A 21,271-nucleotide genomic window follows, 5' to 3' on the forward strand; every position below is an offset into this window, starting at 1 on the left:
ATACCTGCCTGTCACGCAGGGGGTCGCGGGTTCGAGTCCCGTCCGTTCCGCCACTTATTTAACATTAAGCCTGCTCAAATAGCAGGCTTAGTGGTAAGAAAATTTTAGGGGCGTAGTTCAATTGGTAGAGCACCGGTCTCCAAAACCGGGTGTTGGGAGTTCGAGTCTCTCCGCCCCTGCCATTTATAAGAATCCTTTGCTCAGGCAAAGGATTTTTTTTATCTCTAATCTCCATTGGCAATATCCCCTACGAAAATACCTTGCTGATCTCCGTCCATGGAGAGTAGCGTTTATTCCAGAATAGGGTTTTTCAGGATCTCATGGATCTGCGCCTGCTTATCGCTATTTTGTAACCAGATCGCATAAAGTGGACGGGATAACGTAGCGCTGTCCATGACCGTATGTAACCCATGCTTCTCTTTCGCCCAGCGAACAGGTAGCCAACAGCAGCCGTTCAGGCGCGATAATTGCTGATAGATCAGTTCAGCTGAAGAGGTAGTGAGCAGCGGAACATCATCGCTTCCTATCAGTCCCACTTCGTTTTGCTGAAAATCAGGCCCCCATTCAAGGCGCAAGTAATTCAATTCATTTCTGTTTTTTGCAGGCGATGCGCAATACAGGGCAAGAGTAAAATTACCCAACAGCTGGCTGCTTAATTCATCCATCTTCGGCGATTCGGTGGTGATCAGCAGATCCAACTGGCGTTCGTGAAGCTGTTTAACCAACGACTGCCGCTGCGCGATACGGGCTTCAAACTGGAGATTGTAAGGTGCGCTGTAGAGGGTACCGAGCCAGCTGTTAAGCATACATTCCCACAGGGAGGCGCTGGCCCCAATGGAGAATTCATTATGTCGCGAAGAGTGTGCCACCTCCTTGCGCGCAGCCTGCCAGGTATTCATGAGCGTTTCGGCATAGGGGAGGAGCTTTTCGCCGGCGGTCGTCAGGCGGATGTTATTACGATGACGGGTGAACAGATTCACACCAAGTTGATTTTCCAGCTGACGAATACGAAAGCTGACTGCTGACTGTGTCAGGTAAAGCGCCTCTGCTGCTCGCCCAAAGTGACGAGTTCTACTCACTTCCAGGAAAGTCTTGAGCAATTCCGTATCCACACCGTTCTCCACAAAATTATTTGTCGTGATGATTTAAATGTTTTGTTTGACGCTCTGTCAAGCGTAACTAATACTCCGCGCCATAAATAGCTCGGCCAAAGAATCAGGAGCGTGTAGGATGGCGGAAAGCTTTACGACGACTAATCGTTTTTTCGACAATAAAAATTATCCACGCGGGTTCTCCCGTCACGGTGATTTCACCATCAAAGAGGCGCAACTGCTGGAACGTCATGGTTATGCCTTTAACGAACTGGAACTGGGTAAGCGCGAACCTGTTACCGAAGATGAAAAACAATTTGTCTCGGTGTGCCGTGGTGAACGTGAGCCGGTGACGGAAGCAGAACGCGTATGGATTAAGTATATGGCGCGTATCAAGCGGCCGAAGCGTTTCCATACTCTGTCCGGCGGCAAACCGCAGATGGAAGGCGCTGACGATTACACCGAAAGCGATGACTAAGAAAAAAGGGCGTAAGCCCTTTTTTTACGCCATCATTTTCTGCAGATGGTTGAGCATCCGATCAATTGCCCGATAGCTGAGCGCCTCCTGCAAATGACAGCGTTCAATCTCTTCAACCTCTGCCAGATCGGCAATGGTTCTCGCAACCTTTAACAGACGCTGCCAGGCGCGAATAGAAAGCCCCAGCTGCGTTAGCGTCTGTTCCAGCCAGACAGCATCCTCCCGCCTTAAGCGACAGCAGTTCTTCATTTCACGATTCTCAAGATGGGCATTGAGTTTATTTTGCCTGAGCATTTGTCGTTCACGCGCCGCCAGCACCCGCTGCCGGACCGTTGCGCTCGATTCTTCGCCCTGCGAGCCCTGACTCAGTATTCCTGGCGGCGGCAATGGGATCTCTAAGGAAAGATCGAAGCGGTCGAGGAAGGGGCCTGACAGGCGTCCAAGGTAGCGCAATGTCTGCTCCGGCGATGCACGATTATGTTTACCCTGATAATGTCCTGTCGGGCTTGGATTCATCGCTGCAATAAGCTGAAAGCGCGCCGGATAGTCAATTTTGGCGCGCGAGCGTGATATGTGGATCTTGCCTGACTCAATGGGTTCGCGTAGCGCATCCAGTACCCGCCGCTCAAACTCCGGCAGTTCATCAAGAAACAGCACGCCATTATGGGCCAGGGAAATCTCACCGGGGACCGGTATCGAGCCGCCGCCCACCATCGCTGCCAGCGAGGCGCTATGGTGGGGGGCGCGGAACGGCCTCTGACGCCACCGCGTCTTTGCGGTGTGGAGGTTGACCAGACTCTGTATGGCCGCGCTCTCCAGCGCTTCCTGATTGCTTAATGGCGGCAGGAGACCGGGGAGTCGGCTGGCTAGCATGGTTTTCCCGGTCCCGGGCGGGCCTATCAGGAGCAGATTGTGACCACCGGCGGCCACAATCTCCAGCGCTCGTTTGCCCTGCTGCTGGCCGATAACATCGAGCAGATCTTCGTAGCGTTCATCCCGAGCAGGCGCCTCGGCGAGAGGCGGCGAAAGCGATGTCTGCCCCGCAAGAAATGCGCAAACCTCCTGCAGATGGTCGGCGACCAGACAATCGCTGCCGCCGATCAGGCCGACCTCCGCCGCATTGTCAGAGGAGACGACAATGCGCCGGCCGGCTTTGATGGCCTCCATTGCGCTGGGGATTGCCCCTGGAACGCCTCGTAACCCACCTGTAAGGGCGAGTTCGCCCACAAACTCATATTGATTCAGTCGCGTCGTGTTGAGCTGCTCTGAGGCAACGAGAAGCGCGAGAGCGATGGGCAGATCGTATCGTCCGCCTTCTTTGGGCAGATCCGCTGGCGCCAGGTTAATGGTTATCTTCTTCGCAGGAAAAGCGTAGCCGCTGTTGATCAGGGCGCTGCGGACCCGGTCGCGGGCCTCTTTCACGGTGGTTTCCGGCAGCCCGACCATAGTTAGACCAGGAAGACCGTTGCTGAGATGAACCTCAACGGTAATCAATGGCGCTTCGATACCGAGCGCCGCGCGAGTATAGACGATAGCGAGCGACATAAAACCTCCTGGACAGAGAAGAATTATGGTTGGCATGACGTAAAGCGAGAATGGAAAAAGTGCGAATTTAGAACTGCGTATCCATACTTTTCGCGGCATATCGTTACATTTAGCCGAAAATGGACGTTTGATCGCAAAACAGAGCTATGTTGGTAAAGAGGGCGCCGAAGAGCGCGGCAGGCGTGAGAAAACTGAATTTTTTTCATTTTTGATTTTTTTCATATAAAACAATTATTTTTATTGAAACCGTTAGGCTGATCAGCAACGAAGATATAAAAAAATCTTGTGCTTTATGTGATGTCTGTGGTAACTCTTTAGGTATTCCTTCGAACAAGAAGCCAGAAAGTATAGAAAATGACAGCCCTTCTACGAGTGATTAGCCTGGTCGTGATTAGCGTGGTGGTGATTATTATCCCACCGTGCGGGGCTGCACTTGGACGAGGAAAGGCTTAGAAATCAAGCCTTAACGAACTAAGACCCCCGCACCGAAAGGTCCGGGGGTTTTTTTATAACTGAAATAACCTAAGCGAGGAGCAGATGATGACTTTTAGCATAAAATTCTGTTTCTCCCGATTTATGACGGGGAACTAACTATGAATGGCGCGCAGTGGGTGGTACATGCTTTGCGGACACAGGGAGTCGACACAGTTTTTGGCTATCCGGGTGGCGCAATTATGCCGGTTTACGATGCACTGTATGACGGCGGCGTGGAGCACCTGCTGTGCCGGCATGAGCAAGGGGCAGCCATGGCGGCCATTGGTTATGCGCGAGCAACCGGTAAAACCGGGGTGTGTATCGCGACGTCCGGCCCGGGCGCGACCAATCTGATCACCGGCCTGGCGGACGCCCTGCTTGACTCTATTCCCATCGTAGCTATCACCGGCCAGGTGGCCGCACCCTTCATCGGCACGGATGCGTTCCAGGAAGTAGACGTTCTCGGTTTGTCACTGGCCTGTACTAAGCACAGTTTCCTTGTGCAGTCTCTGGACGAACTGCCGCGGGTTATTGCTGAGGCTTTCCAGGTGGCAAACTCAGGCCGTCCAGGTCCGGTGCTGGTTGATATCCCTAAGGATATTCAGATGGCGCAGGGCGACCTAGATCCCCATTTCTCTACCGTCGCCGATGAGATGGCATTTCCGCAGGAGGAAGTGGCGCAGGCTCTGCAGATGCTGGCCCAATCGCAGCAACCGATGCTGTATGTTGGCGGCGGGGTCGGCATGGCGCAGGCGGTACCGGCTTTGCGCGAATTCCTGGCGGTGACCAGGATGCCGGCAACCTGCACCCTGAAAGGGCTGGGCGTGGTGGATGCTGATTATCCCTATTATCTCGGCATGCTGGGAATGCACGGCACTAAGGCGGCCAACCTGGCGGTACAGGAGTGCGATCTGCTGATCGCCGTCGGCGCGCGCTTTGACGATCGCGTGACCGGTAAGCTCAATACCTTCGCACCGCATGCCAAAGTGATCCACATGGACATCGATCCGGCGGAGCTGAACAAGCTGCGTCAGGCGCATATCGGTCTGACAGGCGATCTGAACTGCCTGCTGCCGGCGCTGCAGCAGCCGTTAGCTATCGATGGCTGGCGCGAGCGGAGTGCCGCACTGCGTGCCGAGCATGCCTGGCGTTATGATCATCCCGGTGAGGCAATCTACGCGCCGCTGCTGCTGAAGCAGCTTTCCGACCGCAAGCCGGCGGACAGCGTGGTGACCACCGACGTTGGCCAGCACCAGATGTGGTCGGCTCAGCATATGACCTATACCCGCCCGGAAAACTTTATCACCTCCAGCGGCTTAGGCACCATGGGCTTTGGCCTGCCGGCCGCCGTTGGCGCCCAGGTGGCGCGCCCTAACGATACGGTGATCTGTATCTCCGGTGACGGCTCCTTCATGATGAATGTACAGGAGCTGGGCACCGTTAAACGCAAGCAGTTACCGCTGAAGATCGTGTTACTCGACAACCAGCGGTTAGGGATGGTTCGACAATGGCAGCAGCTGTTTTTCCAGGAACGTTATAGCGAAACCACTCTGACTGATAACCCTGATTTCCTCACGCTGGCCAGCGCCTTCGGTATTCCTGGCCAACACATCACCCGTAAAGACCAGGTTGAAGCGGCACTCGACACCATGCTTTCGAGCCAGGGGCCATACCTGCTTCATGTCTCAATCGACGAACTTGAGAATGTCTGGCCGTTGGTGCCGCCCGGCGCCAGTAACTCTGAAATGCTGGAGAAATTATCATGATGCAACATCAGGTCGCTTTACAGGCACGTTTCAACCCGGAAACCTTAGAGCGCGTGCTGCGCGTTGTCCGCCACCGGGGTTTCCACATCTGCGCAATGAACATGGAAACCGCGCCGGACGCACAGAACATAAATATCGAATTGACCGTTGCCAGCCCGCGGCCCGTCGAATTACTGTTTAGTCAATTAAGCAAACTGGTCGACGTTGCCTGCGTCGAGATCCAGCAACCCACATCACAACAAATCCGCGCCTGAGCGCAAAGGAAGAAAAATGACGACGAAAAAAGCTGATTACATTTGGTTCAATGGCGAGATGGTTCCGTGGGGCGAAGCGAAAGTTCATGTGATGTCCCATGCGCTGCACTACGGTACCTCGGTATTCGAGGGGATCCGTTGCTACGACTCGCACAAAGGCCCGGTGGTGTTCCGTCATCGCGAACATATGCAGCGTCTGCATGATTCAGCCAAAATTTATCGTTTCCCGGTCTCCCAGAGCGTCGACGAACTGATGGAAGCCTGCCGCGAAGTCATTCGAACCAATAATCTGACCAGCGCTTATATCCGTCCGCTGGTGTTTGTTGGCGATGTCGGCATGGGGGTAAACCCGCCTCCGGGTTACAACACTGACGTGATCATCGCGGCGTTCCCATGGGGAGCCTACCTCGGCGCAGAAGCGCTTGAGCAGGGGATCGATGCAATGGTCTCTTCCTGGAACCGCGCGGCGCCGAACACTATCCCGACGGCAGCGAAAGCCGGTGGTAATTATCTTTCCTCGCTGCTGGTTGGCAGTGAAGCGCGTCGCCATGGCTATCAGGAAGGTATCGCCCTCGATGTTAACGGCTATATCTCCGAAGGCGCAGGGGAAAACCTGTTTGAAGTGAAGGATGGTGTACTGTTCACCCCGCCGTTTACCTCTTCCGCGCTGCCGGGCATTACCCGCGACGCCATTATCAAGCTGGCGAAAGATCTTGGTATCGAAGTCCGCGAGCAGGTGTTGTCCCGTGAATCCCTGTATCTGGCGGATGAAGTCTTCATGTCCGGCACTGCGGCGGAAATCACCCCGGTACGCAGCGTGGACGGCATCCAGGTCGGCGCAGGCCGTCGCGGTCCGGTAACCAAACGCATTCAGGAAGCCTTCTTTGGCCTCTTCACCGGTGAAACAGAAGATAAATGGGGCTGGTTGGATCCGGTAAGTAAGTAATTAAAAATGGGACGGCACGCACCGTCCCATTTAATAAACACAGATGGGAGTAAAAAGAGCATGCCTAAGTACCGTTCCGCCACCACCACACATGGCCGCAATATGGCGGGCGCCCGCGCGTTGTGGCGCGCAACCGGAATGACCGATGCCGATTTCGGCAAACCGATTATCGCCGTCGTTAACTCCTTTACCCAGTTTGTCCCCGGGCACGTGCACCTGCGCGATCTCGGCAAACTGGTTGCCGAGCAGATTGAAGCCGCCGGTGGCGTGGCCAAAGAATTCAACACCATCGCAGTGGATGATGGGATCGCTATGGGCCACGGGGGTATGCTCTATTCACTGCCATCCCGCGAGCTGATCGCCGACTCGGTGGAGTATATGGTTAACGCCCACTGCGCTGATGCCATGGTTTGTATCTCCAACTGCGACAAAATCACCCCGGGGATGCTGATGGCCTCCCTGCGTTTGAATATTCCGGTGATCTTTGTTTCCGGCGGCCCGATGGAAGCCGGGAAGACCAAGCTGTCAGATAAAATCATCAAGCTTGACCTGGTGGATGCGATGATTCAGGGGGCGGATCCGAAAGTGTCCGACGAGCAGAGTAATCAGGTGGAACGCTCCGCCTGCCCGACCTGCGGCTCCTGTTCCGGGATGTTCACGGCGAACTCCATGAACTGCCTGACCGAAGCGCTGGGCCTGTCGCAGCCGGGCAACGGCTCTCTGCTGGCGACCCACGCCGATCGTAAGGAGCTGTTCCTAAACGCCGGGAAACGTATCGTGGAGCTGACCAAACGCTATTACGAGCAGGATGACGCTTCCGCGCTGCCGCGCAATATCGCCAGCAAGGCGGCCTTTGAGAACGCTATGACGCTGGATATCGCCATGGGCGGCTCCACCAATACCGTTCTGCACCTGCTGGCGGCGGCGCAGGAAGCTGAAATCGACTTCACCATGAGCGATATCGATAAGCTCTCCCGCAAAGTGCCGCAGCTGTGTAAGGTGGCGCCGAGCACGCAGAAATACCATATGGAAGATGTGCATCGCGCCGGCGGCGTGCTGGGCATTCTGGGCGAGCTGGACCGCGCCGGGCTGCTGAATCGCGAGGTCAAAAACGTCCTTGGCCTGACGCTGCCGCAGACCCTGGAACAGTACGATGTGATGGTGACCCAGGACGACGCGGTGAAAAAAATGTTCCGCGCCGGCCCGGCGGGCATCCGTACCACCCAGGCGTTCTCGCAAGACTGCCGCTGGGATACCCTGGATGACGATCGCGCCGAAGGCTGTATTCGTTCTCTGGAACACGCTTACAGCAAGGACGGCGGCCTGGCGGTGCTGTACGGCAATTTCGCAGAAAACGGTTGTATCGTGAAAACCGCCGGCGTGGACGACAGCATCCTGAAATTTACCGGTCCGGCGAAAGTATATGAGAGCCAGGACGATGCGGTTGAGGCCATCCTCGGCGGTAAAGTCGTGGAAGGCGACGTCGTGGTGATCCGCTACGAAGGGCCGAAAGGCGGGCCGGGGATGCAGGAAATGCTTTACCCCACCAGCTTCCTGAAGTCGATGGGGCTGGGCAAAGCGTGCGCGCTGATCACCGATGGCCGTTTCTCCGGCGGCACCTCAGGGCTCTCTATCGGCCACGTCTCTCCGGAAGCGGCGAGCGGCGGCAACATTGCGCTCATTGAAGATGGCGACATGATCGCGATTGATATTCCGAACCGCAGCATCCAGCTGCAGCTGAGCGATGCGGAAATTGCGGCGCGTCGTGAAGCCCAGGAAGCGCGTGGCGACCAGGCGTGGACGCCGAAGAATCGCCAGCGTCAGGTCTCCTTTGCTCTTCGCGCCTACGCCAGCCTGGCGACCAGCGCCGACAAAGGCGCGGTACGCGATAAATCCAAGCTGGGTGGCTAATCATGGCGGATTCACAACCCTTGTCCGGCGCCCCTGAGGGCGCCGAGTACCTGAGAGCAGTGCTGCGCGCGCCGGTTTATGAAGCGGTGCAGAAAACGCCGCTGCAAAAAATGGATAAGCTCTCGTCGCGGCTGGATAACGTTATTCTGGTGAAGCGTGAAGATCGCCAGCCGGTACACAGCTTTAAGCTGCGTGGCGCTTACGCGATGATGTCCAGCCTGACTGCCGAACAGAAATCCCACGGGGTGATCACCGCTTCGGCGGGCAACCATGCCCAGGGCGTGGCGTTTTCCGCATCGCGGCTGGGCGTTAAGGCGCTGATCGTGATGCCGGTAGCGACCGCCGATATCAAAGTCGATGCCGTTCGCGGCTTTGGCGGCGAAGTGCTGCTGCACGGCGCCAACTTTGACGAAGCGAAGGCGAGAGCGATTGAGCTGGCGCAACAGCAGGGTTTTACCTGGGTGCCGCCGTTCGATCACCCAATGGTCATCGCCGGACAGGGAACCCTGGCGCTGGAGCTGCTGCAGCAGGATGCCCATATTGACCGCGTATTCGTCCCGGTGGGCGGCGGCGGTCTGGCAGCGGGCGTGGCGGTGCTGATCAAGCAGCTGATGCCGCAGATCAAAGTGATCGCGGTGGAGGCGGAAGATTCTGCTTGCCTGAAGGCGGCGCTGGACGCAGGCCATCCGGTGGATCTGCCGCGCGTCGGCTTGTTTGCCGAAGGCGTGGCGGTCAAACGCATCGGCGATGAAACGTTCCGTTTATGCCAGGAGTATCTGGACGATATCATCACCGTCGATAGCGATGCTATCTGCGCGGCGATGAAGGATCTGTTCGAAGATGTGCGGGCGGTGGCGGAGCCTTCCGGCGCGCTGGCGCTGGCGGGGATGAAAAAGTATATCGCCCAGCATAACATCCGCGGCGAGCGTCTGGCTCATATTCTGTCCGGGGCCAACGTCAACTTCCATGGCCTGCGCTACGTGTCCGAGCGCTGCGAGCTCGGGGAACAGCGGGAAGCGCTGCTGGCGGTGACGATCCCGGAAGAGAAAGGTAGCTTTTTGAAGTTTTGCCAGCTACTGGGGGGCCGCTCGGTGACGGAGTTCAACTACCGCTTTGCCGATGCCAAAGACGCCTGTATTTTTGTCGGGGTACGGCTGAGTCGTGGCCTGGAAGAGCGGAAAGAGATCCTCCAGTTACTGAACGACGGCGGCTACAGCGTGGTGGATCTCTCTGATGATGAGATGGCTAAGCTGCATGTGCGCTATATGGTCGGCGGCCGGCCGTCAAAAGCGCTGCAGGAGCGGCTGTTCAGCTTCGAGTTTCCGGAATCGCCGGGGGCGCTGCTGAAATTCCTGCATACCCTTGGCACCCACTGGAATATTTCACTGTTCCACTACCGCAGCCACGGCACTGACTATGGTCGGGTACTGGCGGCCTTCGAGTTGGGCGAGCACGAGCCGGACTTTGAAACTCGTCTCAATGAGCTGGGCTATGAGTGCCACGACGAAACGCATAACCCGGCATTCCGCTTTTTCCTCGCGGGTTAGTGGTTGGGAAGAATTTTCCAGAAAGCATCAATAAGCGGCTCATGCAGCCGCTTTTTTTGTGCGCAAACGCCCAGCTCAAACGGCGTTTGCTCATCGCTGCGCTCCAGGATCATCACCCTGTTGCGTACCGGCTCCGGACTGTTCTCCAGCACCACTTCCGGCAGCAGCGCCACGCCGCATCCCAGGGCGACCATCGACACCATCGCTTCGTGCCCGCCGACGGTGGCGTAGATCGACGGATTGCTGATTTTATGCCGCCGAAACCACAGCTCGATGCGCCGACGTACCGGCCCCTGGTCGGCCATGATAAAGGGCACTGTCGACCAGTCGGGGCGCTCGACGGTCACCTGGTTGCGCACCGGGCAGGGAAGGGCCGGGGCAATTAACACCACGGCGAGGTTCTCCAGCATCGAAAACGCCACCGACCCTGGCAGAGTCTCCGGCTTACCGGCAATCGCCAGGTCGGCTTCGCCGGTGACGACCTTCTCCATAGCGTCGGCGGCGTCGCCGGTCGAGAGCTTGATCTCCACCGAGGGGTGCGCGGCGCGAAAGCGGTCGAGGATCGGCGGCAGATGGCTATAGGCGGCGGTGACAGAGCAGAAGATGTGCAGCTCGCCGGAGAGCGAAGGGCCCTGCTGATCGATGACGTGACGAAGCTGCTGATACTGCAATAAAGTCTGTTGGGCAAAGGTACGTAACTCTTCCCCGGCTTCGGTAAGGGTCACCGTGCGATTATCTCGCACGAACAGCGGCTGGCCGAGGTCCTCTTCCAGACGTTGGATCTGGCGCGAAAGCGTCGACGGGCTGACGTGCATGGCCCGCGCGCTGCGGCCAAAATGGCGGCTTTCCGCCAGATGCAGAAAGGTTTTCAGATCGCGTAAATCCACGGCGCGTACTCCCCTGTTTTGTATTTCATAAAATGCAACGTGACGTTGTGAATATATCAATTTCCGCAATAAAATTCCTGTCATATAGTAAGTTCATTCTCGCAAAAGCGAACCGAACAATAAGCACGACACAACATCACGGAGTTACAGACATGGCTAACTACTTTAATACACTGAACCTGCGCCAGCAGCTGGCACAGCTGGGCAAATGCCGCTTTATGGCGCGCGACGAATTCGCCGATGGCGCAAGCTACCTTCAGGGTAAAAAAGTGGTCATCGTCGGCTGCGGCGCACAGGGCCTGAACCAGGGTCTGAACATGCGTGACTCCGGCCTGGATATCTCCTATGCGCTGCGTAAAGAAGCGATCGCTGAGAAGCGCGCCTCCTGGCGTAAAGCGACTGAAAACGGCTTCAAAGTCGGCACTTATGAAGAGCTGATCCCGCAGGCCGACCTGGTGGTTAACCTGACGCCGGACAAACAGCACTCAGACGTTGTGCGCTCCGTACAGCCGCTGATGAAAGACGGCGCAGCGCTGGGTTACTCCCACGGCTTCAACATCGTGGAAGTGGGCGAGCAGATCCGTAAAGACATCACCGTGGTGATGGTGGCGCCGAAGTGCCCGGGCACCGAAGTGCGTGAAGAGTACAAACGCGGTTTCGGCGTACCGACGCTTATCGCGGTACACCCGGAAAACGACCCGAAAGGCGAAGGCATGGCGATTGCCAAAGCATGGGCTGCGGCGACAGGCGGCCACCGCGCGGGCGTGCTGGAGTCTTCCTTCGTGGCGGAAGTGAAATCTGACCTGATGGGCGAGCAAACCATCCTTTGCGGCATGCTGCAGGCGGGTTCTCTGCTGTGCTTCGACAAGCTGGTGGCGGAAGGTACCGATCCGGCGTATGCAGAAAAACTGATTCAGTTCGGCTGGGAAACCATCACCGAAGCGCTGAAGCAGGGCGGCATCACCCTGATGATGGATCGCCTCTCCAACCCGGCGAAACTGCGCGCTTATGCGCTGTCCGAGCAGCTGAAAGAGATCATGGCGCCGCTGTTCCAGAAACACATGGACGACATCATCTCCGGCGAATTCTCCTCCGGCATGATGGCGGACTGGGCGAATGATGATAAGAAACTGCTGACCTGGCGTGAAGAGACCGGCAAAACCGCCTTCGAAACCGCGCCGCAATATGAAGGCAAAATCGGCGAGCAGGAGTACTTCGATAAAGGCGTTCTGATGATCGCGATGGTGAAAGCGGGCGTTGAGCTGGCCTTCGAAACCATGGTGGCCTCCGGCATCATCGAAGAGTCTGCTTACTACGAATCACTGCATGAGCTGCCGCTTATCGCCAACACCATCGCCCGTAAGCGTCTGTATGAGATGAACGTGGTTATTTCCGATACCGCTGAATATGGTAACTACCTGTTCTCTTACGCTTGCGTACCGCTGCTGAAAGAGTTCATGACCACCCTGCAGACCGGCGACCTGGGCACAGCGATTGCCGAAGGCGCGGTAGATAACGCGCAGCTGCGCGATGTGAACGAAGCGATTCGCAGCCACGCTATCGAGCAGGTTGGTAAGAAACTGCGCGGTTATATGACCGATATGAAGCGTATCGCGGTAGCCGGCTAATTCCTCGTCGTCTTTCGACTTGCCGATGCGTTGGCTACGGTACGTACACCCCAGTCACATAGTAATCTTTGTTCCTGGGGATGTACTTCCTTGCCGCCTTCCGGCAAGCCGAAATCCATAGAGGCATGGATTTGTTTAGTAGGCCTGATAAGCGAAGCGCCATCAGGCAAAAACCCGGAGATTAAGATCCCCGGGTTTTTTTATTATTTCCGGTACAGCACTTTGATGATGTGGTAGCCGAACTGGGTATGCAGCGGGCCGGTTGGCTCCAGTTCAGGGCAGGAGAAGACCACTTTATCGAAGGCCGGTACCATCTGGCCCTGGCGGAACTCACCCAGATCGCCGCCGCGTTTGCCTGACGGACAAATGGAGTGTTTCTTTGCCAGCTTGCCGAAATCGGCGCCGTTTTTGAGCTGCTCGAGCAGATCGAGCGCCAGTTTCTCTTCTTTTACCAGGATATGCAGTGCTGCCGCGGTTTTAGCCATGATTGCGCCTTGAGTGAGTTGGGATAAATCAGGGCGCCATAGTATCACGCGCTAGCGGCGATACAGCACCTTGATGATGTGGTAGCCGAATTTGGTTTTCACCGGGCCATAGGGTTTGAGCAGCGGACAGCTGAAGACGGCTTGATCAAACGGACCGACCATCGCGCCTTGCTGAAACTCGCCTAAGTCGCCGCCGTTGCGGCCAGACGGACATTTAGAATAGCGTTTCGCCAGATGATCGAAGCTGACGCCCCGCTCCAGTTTGGCGAGGATCTCCAGCGCCAGTTTCTCTTCTTTGACCAGGATATGCAGGGCCGCTGCGCTTTTTGCCATGACATCATTCTCAGGATGGTTTGCGTGGCTGACACTTTACCATCAGTCAGTAAATCTCGGCTCCGCTTTCTGCTACAATCCCCACCCCGTTCGAAGATTGAGCAAGACTCCCATGCGTTTAAACCCTGGCCAACAACAAGCCGTCGAATTCGTCACCGGACCGTGCCTGGTGCTGGCGGGCGCCGGTTCCGGTAAGACCCGCGTTATTACGAATAAAATCGCCCACCTGATCCGCGGCTGCGGCTATCAGGCGCGCCATATCGCGGCCGTGACCTTTACCAACAAAGCCGCGCGCGAGATGAAAGAGCGCGTTGGGCAAACGCTGGGGCGCAAAGAGGCGCGTGGGCTGATGATTTCCACCTTCCACACTTTGGGGCTGGATATCATTAAGCGCGAATACGCTGCGCTGGGTATGAAGTCTAACTTTTCCTTATTCGACGATACCGACCAGGTGGCGCTGCTTAAGGAACTGACCGAAGGGTTGATCGAAGATGACAAAGTGGTGCTTCAGCAGCTGATCTCGACGATCTCCAACTGGAAAAACGATCTAAAAACCCCGGCGCAGGCCGCCGCTGGCGCGAAAGGCGAACGGGATCGTATTTTCGCCCACTGCTATGGGCTATACGACGCGCACATGAAGGCCTGCAATGTCCTCGATTTTGACGATCTGATCCTGCTGCCAACGCTGCTGCTGCAGCGCAACGAGGAGGTGCGCGAGCGCTGGCAAAATAAGATCCGCTACCTGCTGGTGGATGAGTATCAGGATACCAATACCAGCCAGTATGAGCTGGTGAAACTGCTGGTGGGTCAGCGGGCGCGCTTTACCGTGGTGGGCGATGACGACCAGTCGATCTACTCCTGGCGCGGCGCGCGGCCGCAGAACCTGGTGCTGCTCAGCCAGGACTTCCCGGCGCTGCAGGTGATCAAGCTTGAGCAGAACTACCGCTCATCCGGGCGTATTCTGAAAGCCGCCAACATTTTGATCGCCAATAACCCTCACGTCTTTGAAAAGCGGCTGTTCTCCGAACTGGGATATGGCGCAGAGCTGAAAGTGCTCTCCGCCAACAATGAAGATCATGAAGCGGAGCGCGTGGCCGGGGAGCTGATCGCCCACCACTTCATTAATAAAACCAATTACAAAGACTACGCGATCCTTTATCGCGGCAATCACCAGTCGCGGGTCTTTGAAAAGATGCTGATGCAGAACCGCATCCCGTACAAAATCTCCGGCGGCACGTCGTTCTTTTCGCGTCCGGAAATTAAAGATCTGCTGGCCTATCTGCGCGTGCTGACCAACCCGGACGACGACAGCGCCTTCCTGCGTATCGTCAACACGCCGAAGCGCGAGATCGGCCCGGCGACGCTGCAAAAGCTCGGTGAGTGGGCGATGGGCCGCAACAAAGGATTGTTCACCGCCAGCTTTGATATGGGTCTCAGCCAGACGCTGACCGGGCGCGGCTATGAATCCCTCACCCGCTTCACCCACTGGCTACGCGAGATCCAGCAGCTGGCCGAACGCGAGCCGGTCAACGCCGTGCGCGATTTGATTCGCGGGATCGACTACGAATCCTGGCTGTATGAAACCTCGCCCAGCCCGAAAGCCGCGGAAATGCGCATGAAAAACGTCAACCAGCTGTTTACCTGGATGACCGAGATGCTGGAAGGCAGCGAAATCGATGAGCCGATGACCCTGACCCAGGTGGTCACCCGCTTTACCCTGCGCGACATGATGGAGCGCGGCGAATCGGATGAAGAGCTGGATCAGGTGCAGCTGATGACTCTCCATGCGTCAAAGGGGCTGGAGTTCCCCTACGTTTATCTGGTGGGAATGGAAGAGGGATTGCTGCCGCACCAAAGCAGCATTGATGAAGATAACGTCGATGAAGAGCGACGGTTAGCCTACGTTGGCATCACCCGTGCGCAGAAAGAGCTGACCTTTACGCTCTGTAAGGAGCGCCGGCAATATGGCGAGCTGGTGCGTCCTGAACCGAGTCGTTTTCTGCTGGAGCTCCCTCAGGACGACCTTATCTGGGAGCAGGCACGCAAAACCATTACGCCTGAAGAGCGGATGCAAAAAGGCCAGGCCAACGTCGCTAATATTCGGGCGATGCTGGCAAAGGCGAAAAAAGCTTAGCGTCTCAGGCGATAAACTGCTGCCAGGCGGCGGAGAAGGGCATCACCAGTATTAGCGAGGGCAGCATATTGGCGGTAGGGAAGGCACGGATCCCGCACAGACGGAAACCGGTCGCCAGCATAATGATGCCGCCGCAGGCGGTGAAGTCGGCGATCATCGACGGATTGATTAACGCCATGATAAAGGTTGCCGCGAAAAACAGGATAACGAAAACAATCAGCTGGGGAATAAAGATCACGGTGATGATATACCCCAGCGTGGAGGCGAAAATCGCGGCAGTAAAAAAGTCGAGGATCGACTTGGTCAGCAGAATGGTCGGGTCGCCGGTCATCCCTTCGGTTAAGGCGCCGAAGATGCCGGTACCGCTGGCGCAGAACAGGATCAGCACGGCGATAAACTGATTCATAAAATCTTCCGCACCGACGCTGGCGCTGGACTGCGCCGGAAAGATACGTTCAATGGGGCTGCGCAGCGTTGTTCCGGCTCGTTCAATCCATTTTTCAATATTCAACAGGCCGCCGATAATCGTGCCGACAATAATAGCCAGGGCAATCGGCGGCAGGTTATGCAATTTATTGACAAAGAATATGCCCATACTGATTGAGATCAGTCCGGCGATCAACGGTAAGGTTTTTTTGAAATGTTCCGGAATAAAACGATTCAGTGAAGCGCCCGCCAGCGCACCAACGAGAAGCGAGCCGCTACAGACAAATATACCTATAGCCATAATTTATTTTCCCTAATAAAAATCAGGGCCTGAATATACAGGCCCTGAAATATTTGAATTAATTATTTAATGTTAAATACGCGGCTGGCATTACCCCAGGCGATTTTCTCTTTCAGGCCTGCTTCAAGTTCTAAAGGATCAAACCAGTCGCAGGCCTGATGAATATCTTCATACGGATAATCGACAGAGAACATCACGCGATCGGCGCCCATGACTTCAATAGCATTATTCAGTGAATGGGTATTGAAATGGCCGCTGGTGGTAACGATGAAGTTATTCTGCAGGTAGTGCATTAACGGTTTTTCCGCTTTACCCAGACCGCAGCCGAAACGCTGACGATAGAGACGATGTTGAGTGTGCGGCAGCATATGTACCAGCCCTTCGCCGAGGTGACCCAGCACCATATTGAGGTTAGGATAACGATCGAACAGACCGCTCATCATCAGACGAATAGCATGCACTGCCGTTTCCTGAGCGAAGCCCCAGGCGGAGCCGATCAGGCTTTCGTAACCGGTATAGATGCCACGCGCCGGGCCTTCCAGCGGTTCACGAGGATGCAGATAGACAGGCACGTTCAGCTCGTTGACCTTATCCCAGAATACCAGCATGGATTCGTCATCAAGATACAGGCCATGCTCGCTATCTTTAACGTTGGTGTAGCCGTTGATCAGCGCACCTTTCATGCCTAACTTTTTCACGGCGCGCTCCAGCTCTTCCGCCGCGGCTTCCGGGTTCTGCAATGCCAGGGTGGCGAAGGCGCTGAATTTGTCCGGATTTGGCTTAACATAATTCTCAACGATAAAATCGTTGGTATCGCGGGCAAAAGAGACGGCTTTGGCTTTATCTAAAATAGACTGGGCGCCAGGTGAAGTCAGAGAAAGAATTACATGATCAATATGACGCTGCGCCATTTCTTCCAGCTGAATGCTGCGATCCAGCAGGCGGCGTTCAACATCTTTCATATATTCTGTGCCGTTACGACCTGCTTCACCAGATGAATCCCACAGACGGTTATTTTCAGGAGTGGATACGTGTTCTTCTAAAGCAATTTTTCCGCGCATGATATTTTCCTTGCGATATGAGTCAGTGTGGCTTGATGCGAGGAGAATAAAAGCTTTCACGTATTACCAGCAATAAACCAAACGTAATAGGGGTTATTAATAAAACCAATACACGGGCGTATTTTGTTACTTAGATTTTAATAGAAGTACTCTGCTGTGCGGGATCGGCAAGCGTAGCGATCAGCGAGCGTAGCCAGATATGTCCGGGATCGCGGTGCAGCCGCTGATGCCAGACCTGACGGATGGCGATTTTGGCGAGGGGAAAAGGCAGCGGCCAGCTGCGGCAGGGATAGCGCCGGGTGATATGCCGCGCCACCTGTTCCGGGACGACGGCAATCATATCGCTTTCGGCCACCAGCTCACCGGTACCTAAAAAACTTGGTAACGTTAGCGCAATGCGCCGGGGCATGTGGTGCTCATCAAGCAGCTTATCCATATCGCCATGGGCAGTCCCCTCCACGCGGATCGCCAGATGCTTTTCCTGGCGCCAGTCTTCGGCGCGGAGCTGTGCGCGAATGCGAGGATGGTTTTCCGCAGCCAGGCAGACATATGATTGATCGAAGAGATGTTGCTGGTAGACGCTTTCCGGAAGCTGCGTCAGATAGCCGATCGCGAGATCGCATTTCCCGGATTCGAGGGCGTTGAGGGTCTGCTCATCCAGATTCTGTACCGTAAAGGTGATCCCGTCCGCCGCCTGCTGCTGGAGCGCAATTTGCAATAAAGGCAGCAGCGTCATTTGGCTGATATCGGTCATACCGATCGTAAAATTACGCTGGCTCTGCTGGGGAAGAAATTCAGGTTTGACCGCTAAATCGTTATCGGCAAGCTGGAGAAGAGTCGAGATGGTGGGGGCGATCGCGTCCGCTCGCGGCGTCGGGATCATCCGCTGCCCGACCCGGACAAACAGCGGGTCAGCAAAATGATCTCGTAGTTTTTTCAGCAAAAGGCTGCCGGTGGGCTGGCTGATATCGAGCGCGTCCGCTGCTGGGGAAACATTGCCCAAGCGGTAGAGCGCAGAGAAAAAGCGTAGCGATTTGAAATCCAGTTCTTCCCGCATCCGCCCTCCTGGCTGGATATTATTTCAGCGTATCGCCGCTGGCGACCCGAAGTATCCAGTGGACGTAGCTTTGCCACTGACACTCCTGATCGACCATCTCCCGACCCAGCGGATGTTCATCCAGCCAGTTTCCCGGCAATATCAGCGTCAGTTGTTCGTCTTGAGCGGTCAGCTGAATGGCGGGCAACAGATCGTCGCGCCGCCGGCTGGCAAACAGGATTGCCAGTCGCAGCAGACGACACAGATGCTCAGCCACCCGCGGCGGGACGGCATTCTGTTGATGAAGCGAAGAGAGGTCGATAGCGTTAGTCTGGTTAAGGAGCAGCGTGGCAATCAGCTTCTTCTGCGCCGGGGTAAACCCCGGCAGGTCGAGGTTATTGACCAGATAGGCGGCGTGCTGCGGCGCGCGCTTAAAATCCACGCTCAGCCCAATCTCATGCAGCGCACAGGCGCTAAGGAGTAAATCACGGCTTAGCGGATCCAGCTCCCAGCTGCCATCCAACTGACTGAGCAGATGACTGGCAAGGCCGCCGACGCGCTGGGCCTGTTCGGTGTCGATCATAAAACGACGCTGAATATTACGCAGCGTGCGGCTGCGGATGTCCTGCTCAACGGAGAGATGCAGCATGCCGTACACCAGGCCTTCGCGTAACGCGCCGCCCGCGAGGGTCATACACTGAATATTCAGTTCGCTGAAGATAGCGATCAGGATCGCCAGCCCGCTAGGAAACACCAGCGCCCGCTCAAGGGTTAAGCCTTCGATCTCCAGCTCTTCCAGACGTCCGCACTGGATAGCGCGCTGTTTAAGCTGCTGGAGTTTGGCGAGGGTGATTCGTTCATCCATCCCCTGCGCCATCATAATTTCCTGCAGAGCCTGAACGGTGCCGGAGGCGCCAACGCACACTTTCCATCCGTGATAGCGCAGCACATCGGCGACGGGCAGTAGTACCTCGCGCGCAGCCGCTTCGGCGAGATCGAAATTCTCTTTCGTCAGACTACGGTCGGCAAAATAGCGTTCAAGCCAGGTGACACAGCCCATCGACAGGCTAAACAGCGAGGTTGTTTGTGCGCCGGTCCCGGTCACCAGCTCGGTGCTGGCACCGCCGATATCGACCACCAGGCGCTGATCGGCGCCGCCGGTGGTGTGGGCGACACCCTGGTAAATCAGGCGCGCTTCTTCTTCGCCGCTGATCACTTGCACTGGAGTGCCGAGGATCTCCTGCGCTTTCGCCAGAAACTCCCCCGCATTGACGGCAAGACGCAGCGTGGCGGTGGCCACGACGCGGATTTGCGTCGGCGGAATATCCTGCAGGCGCTCGGCAAACAGGCGTAAGCACTGCCAGCCCCGTTCCATCGCTTCTGCGGAGAGGGTGTTGTCGCTATTCAGGCCGGCGGCCAGTCGAACCTTACGCTTAATGCGGCTCAGCGTCTGGATGCTGCCCGCCACCTCGCGCACCACCAACATATGGAAACTATTGGAGCCCAAATCAATGGCGGCATATAGCGAGGTGGAGCTCATACTCTTCATCGTTCAGAAGGCTCCCTGGTCGGCGGGGCGCTTAGGCCCGATCCACATCACTGAGCGGGGCGCCAGAGGAAGGTCGCCCTGGCAGATTCTGAATGACTGAGCGTATGGCATAGATCTCTTAACCTGAACGACGACGATTGCGCGGTGGACCGTTACGGCGCGGGCCGTTGCCTGGGCGCGCACGGGTCAGACGCAGCGGCTTAGGCAGGTCGGTCATCAGCGCGTCCGGGTTGTACTTACTGACCGGAATTGAGTGACCAATATAGGTTTCGATCGCCGGCAGATTCAGCGCATACTCTTCGCAGGCGAGGCTAATGGAGTGACCGCTGGCGCCAGCGCGACCGGTACGGCCGATGCGGTGAACGTAATCTTCGCAGTCGTCCGGCAGATCGTAGTTAAAGACGTGAGTCACGGCCGGAATATGTAAGCCACGGGCGGCAACATCGGTCGCGACCAGAATATCGAGGTCGCCACGGGTAAATTCTTCGAGAATGCGCAGACGTTTTTTCTGCGCCACGTCGCCGGTCAGCAGACCTACGCGATGGCCGTCGGCGGCGAGATGGCCCCAGATATCTTCGCAGCGGTGCTTGGTATTGGCGAAAACGATGGCGCGATCGGGCCACTCTTCTTCCAGCAGCGTCTGCAGCAGGCGCATTTTTTCTTCATTGGAAGGGTAGAAGAGCTCTTCTTTAATACGGTGGCCTGTCTTCTGTTCCGGCTCGACTTCAACGTACTCGGCGTTATTCATTTGTTCGAACGCCAGTTCGCGGACGCGATAAGAAAGGGTCGCGGAGAACAGCATGTTCAGGCGCTGAGTGGCCGGCGGCATGCGGCGGAACAGCCAGCGGATATCTTTAATAAAGCCGAGATCGTACATGCGATCGGCTTCGTCCAGCACGACAACCTGAATGGCGCCGAGGTTAATGTGGTTCTGCTTCGCGTAATCGATCAGACGACCAGTGGTGCCGATCAGAATATCGACGCCGCTTTCCAGCACTTTCAACTGCTTATCGTAGCCGTCGCCGCCGTAAGCCAGACCCAGCTTCAGACCGGTGGCCTGCGCCAGTGGCTCAGCGTCGGCGTGGATCTGTACCGCCAGTTCACGCGTCGGCGCCATAATCAGCGCGCGCGGTTGGTTAACCTGGCGATCGGCGATAGCCGGGTGAGAGAGAAGATAATGAAACGTTGACGTCAGGAACGCCATCGTTTTACCGGTACCGGTTTGCGCCTGCCCGGCGACATCGCGGCCTTCCAGCGTCAGCGGAAGGGCGAGGGCCTGAATGGGTGTGCAATTATGAAACCCTTTCTTTTCAAGGGCTTCAATGACTGCCGGGTGCAGGGCGAAGTCGGAAAACTTCTGTTCTGTTAAATGTGTTTTGCTCATAGTGTGGTAGAATATCAGCTAACTATTGCATTAAG

General features: G+C 56.3%; 20 protein-coding genes and 1 tRNA gene. 11 read left to right on the forward strand and 10 right to left on the reverse strand.

Annotated elements, in window-relative coordinates; translation table 11 throughout:
- Window positions 1-106: 106 nt before the first annotated feature.
- Window positions 107-182 (forward strand) — tRNA-Trp (locus RRF55_RS21045).
- A gap of 108 nt (window positions 183-290) precedes the next feature.
- Here the strand turns inward: RRF55_RS21045 and hdfR are convergent.
- Window positions 291-1,112, reverse strand: coding sequence for an HTH-type transcriptional regulator HdfR (gene hdfR / locus RRF55_RS21050; protein WP_004181639.1), 822 nt, complete (start codon window positions 1,110-1,112; stop codon window positions 291-293).
- A gap of 118 nt (window positions 1,113-1,230) precedes the next feature.
- On the opposite strand from hdfR, the gene RRF55_RS21055 reads away from it, so the two are divergent.
- Complete coding sequence (locus tag RRF55_RS21055) at window positions 1,231-1,569, forward strand: DUF413 domain-containing protein (protein ID WP_004146520.1); 339 nt, start codon at window positions 1,231-1,233, stop codon at window positions 1,567-1,569.
- 24 nt (window positions 1,570-1,593) lie between these two features.
- Here the strand turns inward: RRF55_RS21055 and RRF55_RS21060 are convergent, their stop codons facing one another.
- On the reverse strand, window positions 1,594-3,114 hold the full coding sequence (locus RRF55_RS21060) for a YifB family Mg chelatase-like AAA ATPase (protein WP_002883134.1): 1,521 nt from the start codon (window positions 3,112-3,114) through the stop codon (window positions 1,594-1,596).
- Window positions 3,115-3,468: 354 nt separating this feature from the next.
- On the opposite strand from RRF55_RS21060, the gene ilvL reads away from it, so the two are divergent.
- The 7 genes from ilvL (at window position 3,469) to ilvA (ending at window position 10,012) form a co-directional block, all read left to right on the forward strand.
- A complete protein-coding gene (gene ilvL, locus RRF55_RS21065; protein ID WP_001311244.1) occupies window positions 3,469-3,567 on the forward strand; it encodes an ilv operon leader peptide in 99 nt (32 codons plus the stop codon).
- Between the two features lie 87 nt (window positions 3,568-3,654).
- Window positions 3,655-3,705, forward strand: a complete 51-nt coding sequence (gene ilvX / locus RRF55_RS21070; protein ID WP_175426296.1) for a peptide IlvX — start codon at window positions 3,655-3,657, stop codon at window positions 3,703-3,705.
- Between the two features lie 2 nt (window positions 3,706-3,707).
- Window positions 3,708-5,354, forward strand: a complete 1,647-nt coding sequence (ilvG, locus tag RRF55_RS21075) for an acetolactate synthase 2 catalytic subunit (protein WP_004895123.1) — start codon at window positions 3,708-3,710, stop codon at window positions 5,352-5,354.
- Entirely contained in the window at window positions 5,351-5,608 is a 258-nt protein-coding gene (gene ilvM, locus RRF55_RS21080) for an acetolactate synthase 2 small subunit (RefSeq protein WP_002883170.1), read from the forward strand. The genes ilvG and ilvM overlap by 4 nt, the downstream gene beginning before the upstream one ends.
- A gap of 16 nt (window positions 5,609-5,624) precedes the next feature.
- Complete coding sequence (ilvE, locus tag RRF55_RS21085; RefSeq protein ID WP_002883171.1) at window positions 5,625-6,554, forward strand: branched-chain-amino-acid transaminase; 930 nt, start codon at window positions 5,625-5,627, stop codon at window positions 6,552-6,554.
- A gap of 60 nt (window positions 6,555-6,614) precedes the next feature.
- Window positions 6,615-8,465 carry a dihydroxy-acid dehydratase gene (ilvD, locus tag RRF55_RS21090; RefSeq protein WP_002883173.1) on the forward strand — a complete coding sequence of 617 codons (1,851 nt, stop codon included), beginning with the start codon at window positions 6,615-6,617 and terminating at the stop codon, window positions 8,463-8,465.
- A 2-nt stretch (window positions 8,466-8,467) separates the two neighbouring features.
- Window positions 8,468-10,012 carry a threonine ammonia-lyase, biosynthetic gene (gene ilvA / locus RRF55_RS21095; RefSeq protein WP_002883174.1) on the forward strand — a complete coding sequence of 515 codons (1,545 nt, stop codon included), beginning with the start codon at window positions 8,468-8,470 and terminating at the stop codon, window positions 10,010-10,012.
- On the opposite strand, the gene ilvY is transcribed toward ilvA, so the two are convergent.
- Window positions 10,009-10,899, reverse strand: coding sequence for an HTH-type transcriptional activator IlvY (gene ilvY, locus RRF55_RS21100; RefSeq protein ID WP_002883176.1), 891 nt, complete (start codon window positions 10,897-10,899; stop codon window positions 10,009-10,011). The two genes, ilvA and ilvY, sit on opposite strands and share 4 nt — an antisense overlap.
- Window positions 10,900-11,051: 152 nt before the next feature.
- Here ilvY and ilvC point away from each other — a divergent pair, with 152 nt between their 5' ends.
- Complete coding sequence (gene ilvC / locus RRF55_RS21105) at window positions 11,052-12,527, forward strand: ketol-acid reductoisomerase (RefSeq protein WP_002883178.1); 1,476 nt, start codon at window positions 11,052-11,054, stop codon at window positions 12,525-12,527.
- A gap of 203 nt (window positions 12,528-12,730) precedes the next feature.
- Here the strand turns inward: ilvC and ppiC (RRF55_RS21110) are convergent, their stop codons facing one another.
- Window positions 12,731-13,012, reverse strand: a complete 282-nt coding sequence (gene ppiC / locus RRF55_RS21110; protein WP_002883180.1) for a peptidylprolyl isomerase PpiC — start codon at window positions 13,010-13,012, stop codon at window positions 12,731-12,733.
- A 51-nt stretch (window positions 13,013-13,063) separates the two neighbouring features.
- The gene (gene ppiC, locus RRF55_RS21115) at window positions 13,064-13,345 is read right to left on the reverse strand and encodes a peptidylprolyl isomerase PpiC (RefSeq protein WP_002883181.1); all 282 of its coding nucleotides are present in this window, start codon (window positions 13,343-13,345) and stop codon (window positions 13,064-13,066) included.
- A gap of 112 nt (window positions 13,346-13,457) precedes the next feature.
- Between ppiC (RRF55_RS21115) and rep the strand changes: the two genes are divergently transcribed.
- Window positions 13,458-15,479, forward strand: a complete 2,022-nt coding sequence (gene rep, locus RRF55_RS21120; protein ID WP_004181641.1) for a DNA helicase Rep — start codon at window positions 13,458-13,460, stop codon at window positions 15,477-15,479.
- A gap of 4 nt (window positions 15,480-15,483) precedes the next feature.
- Here rep and RRF55_RS21125 read toward each other — a convergent pair whose 3' ends face one another.
- From RRF55_RS21125 to rhlB, 5 genes are all read right to left on the reverse strand, one after another.
- On the reverse strand, window positions 15,484-16,206 hold the full coding sequence (locus RRF55_RS21125) for a DUF554 domain-containing protein (protein WP_002883185.1): 723 nt from the start codon (window positions 16,204-16,206) through the stop codon (window positions 15,484-15,486).
- Window positions 16,207-16,268: 62 nt separating this feature from the next.
- Entirely contained in the window at window positions 16,269-17,267 is a 999-nt protein-coding gene (locus tag RRF55_RS21130; protein ID WP_130974941.1) for an amidohydrolase family protein, read from the reverse strand.
- 130 nt (window positions 17,268-17,397) lie between these two features.
- Complete coding sequence (locus RRF55_RS21135; RefSeq protein WP_002883211.1) at window positions 17,398-18,324, reverse strand: LysR family transcriptional regulator; 927 nt, start codon at window positions 18,322-18,324, stop codon at window positions 17,398-17,400.
- A gap of 19 nt (window positions 18,325-18,343) precedes the next feature.
- Entirely contained in the window at window positions 18,344-19,852 is a 1,509-nt protein-coding gene (gene gppA, locus RRF55_RS21140; RefSeq protein WP_004150419.1) for a guanosine-5'-triphosphate,3'-diphosphate diphosphatase, read from the reverse strand.
- Window positions 19,853-19,970: 118 nt separating this feature from the next.
- Window positions 19,971-21,236 carry an ATP-dependent RNA helicase RhlB gene (gene rhlB, locus RRF55_RS21145; RefSeq protein ID WP_002883222.1) on the reverse strand — a complete coding sequence of 422 codons (1,266 nt, stop codon included), beginning with the start codon at window positions 21,234-21,236 and terminating at the stop codon, window positions 19,971-19,973.
- Window positions 21,237-21,271: the final 35 nt, after the last annotated feature.

This window comes from Klebsiella sp. K47, from assembly GCF_051858335.1.
Taxonomy (GTDB): Bacteria; Pseudomonadota; Gammaproteobacteria; order Enterobacterales; family Enterobacteriaceae; genus Klebsiella; species Klebsiella pneumoniae.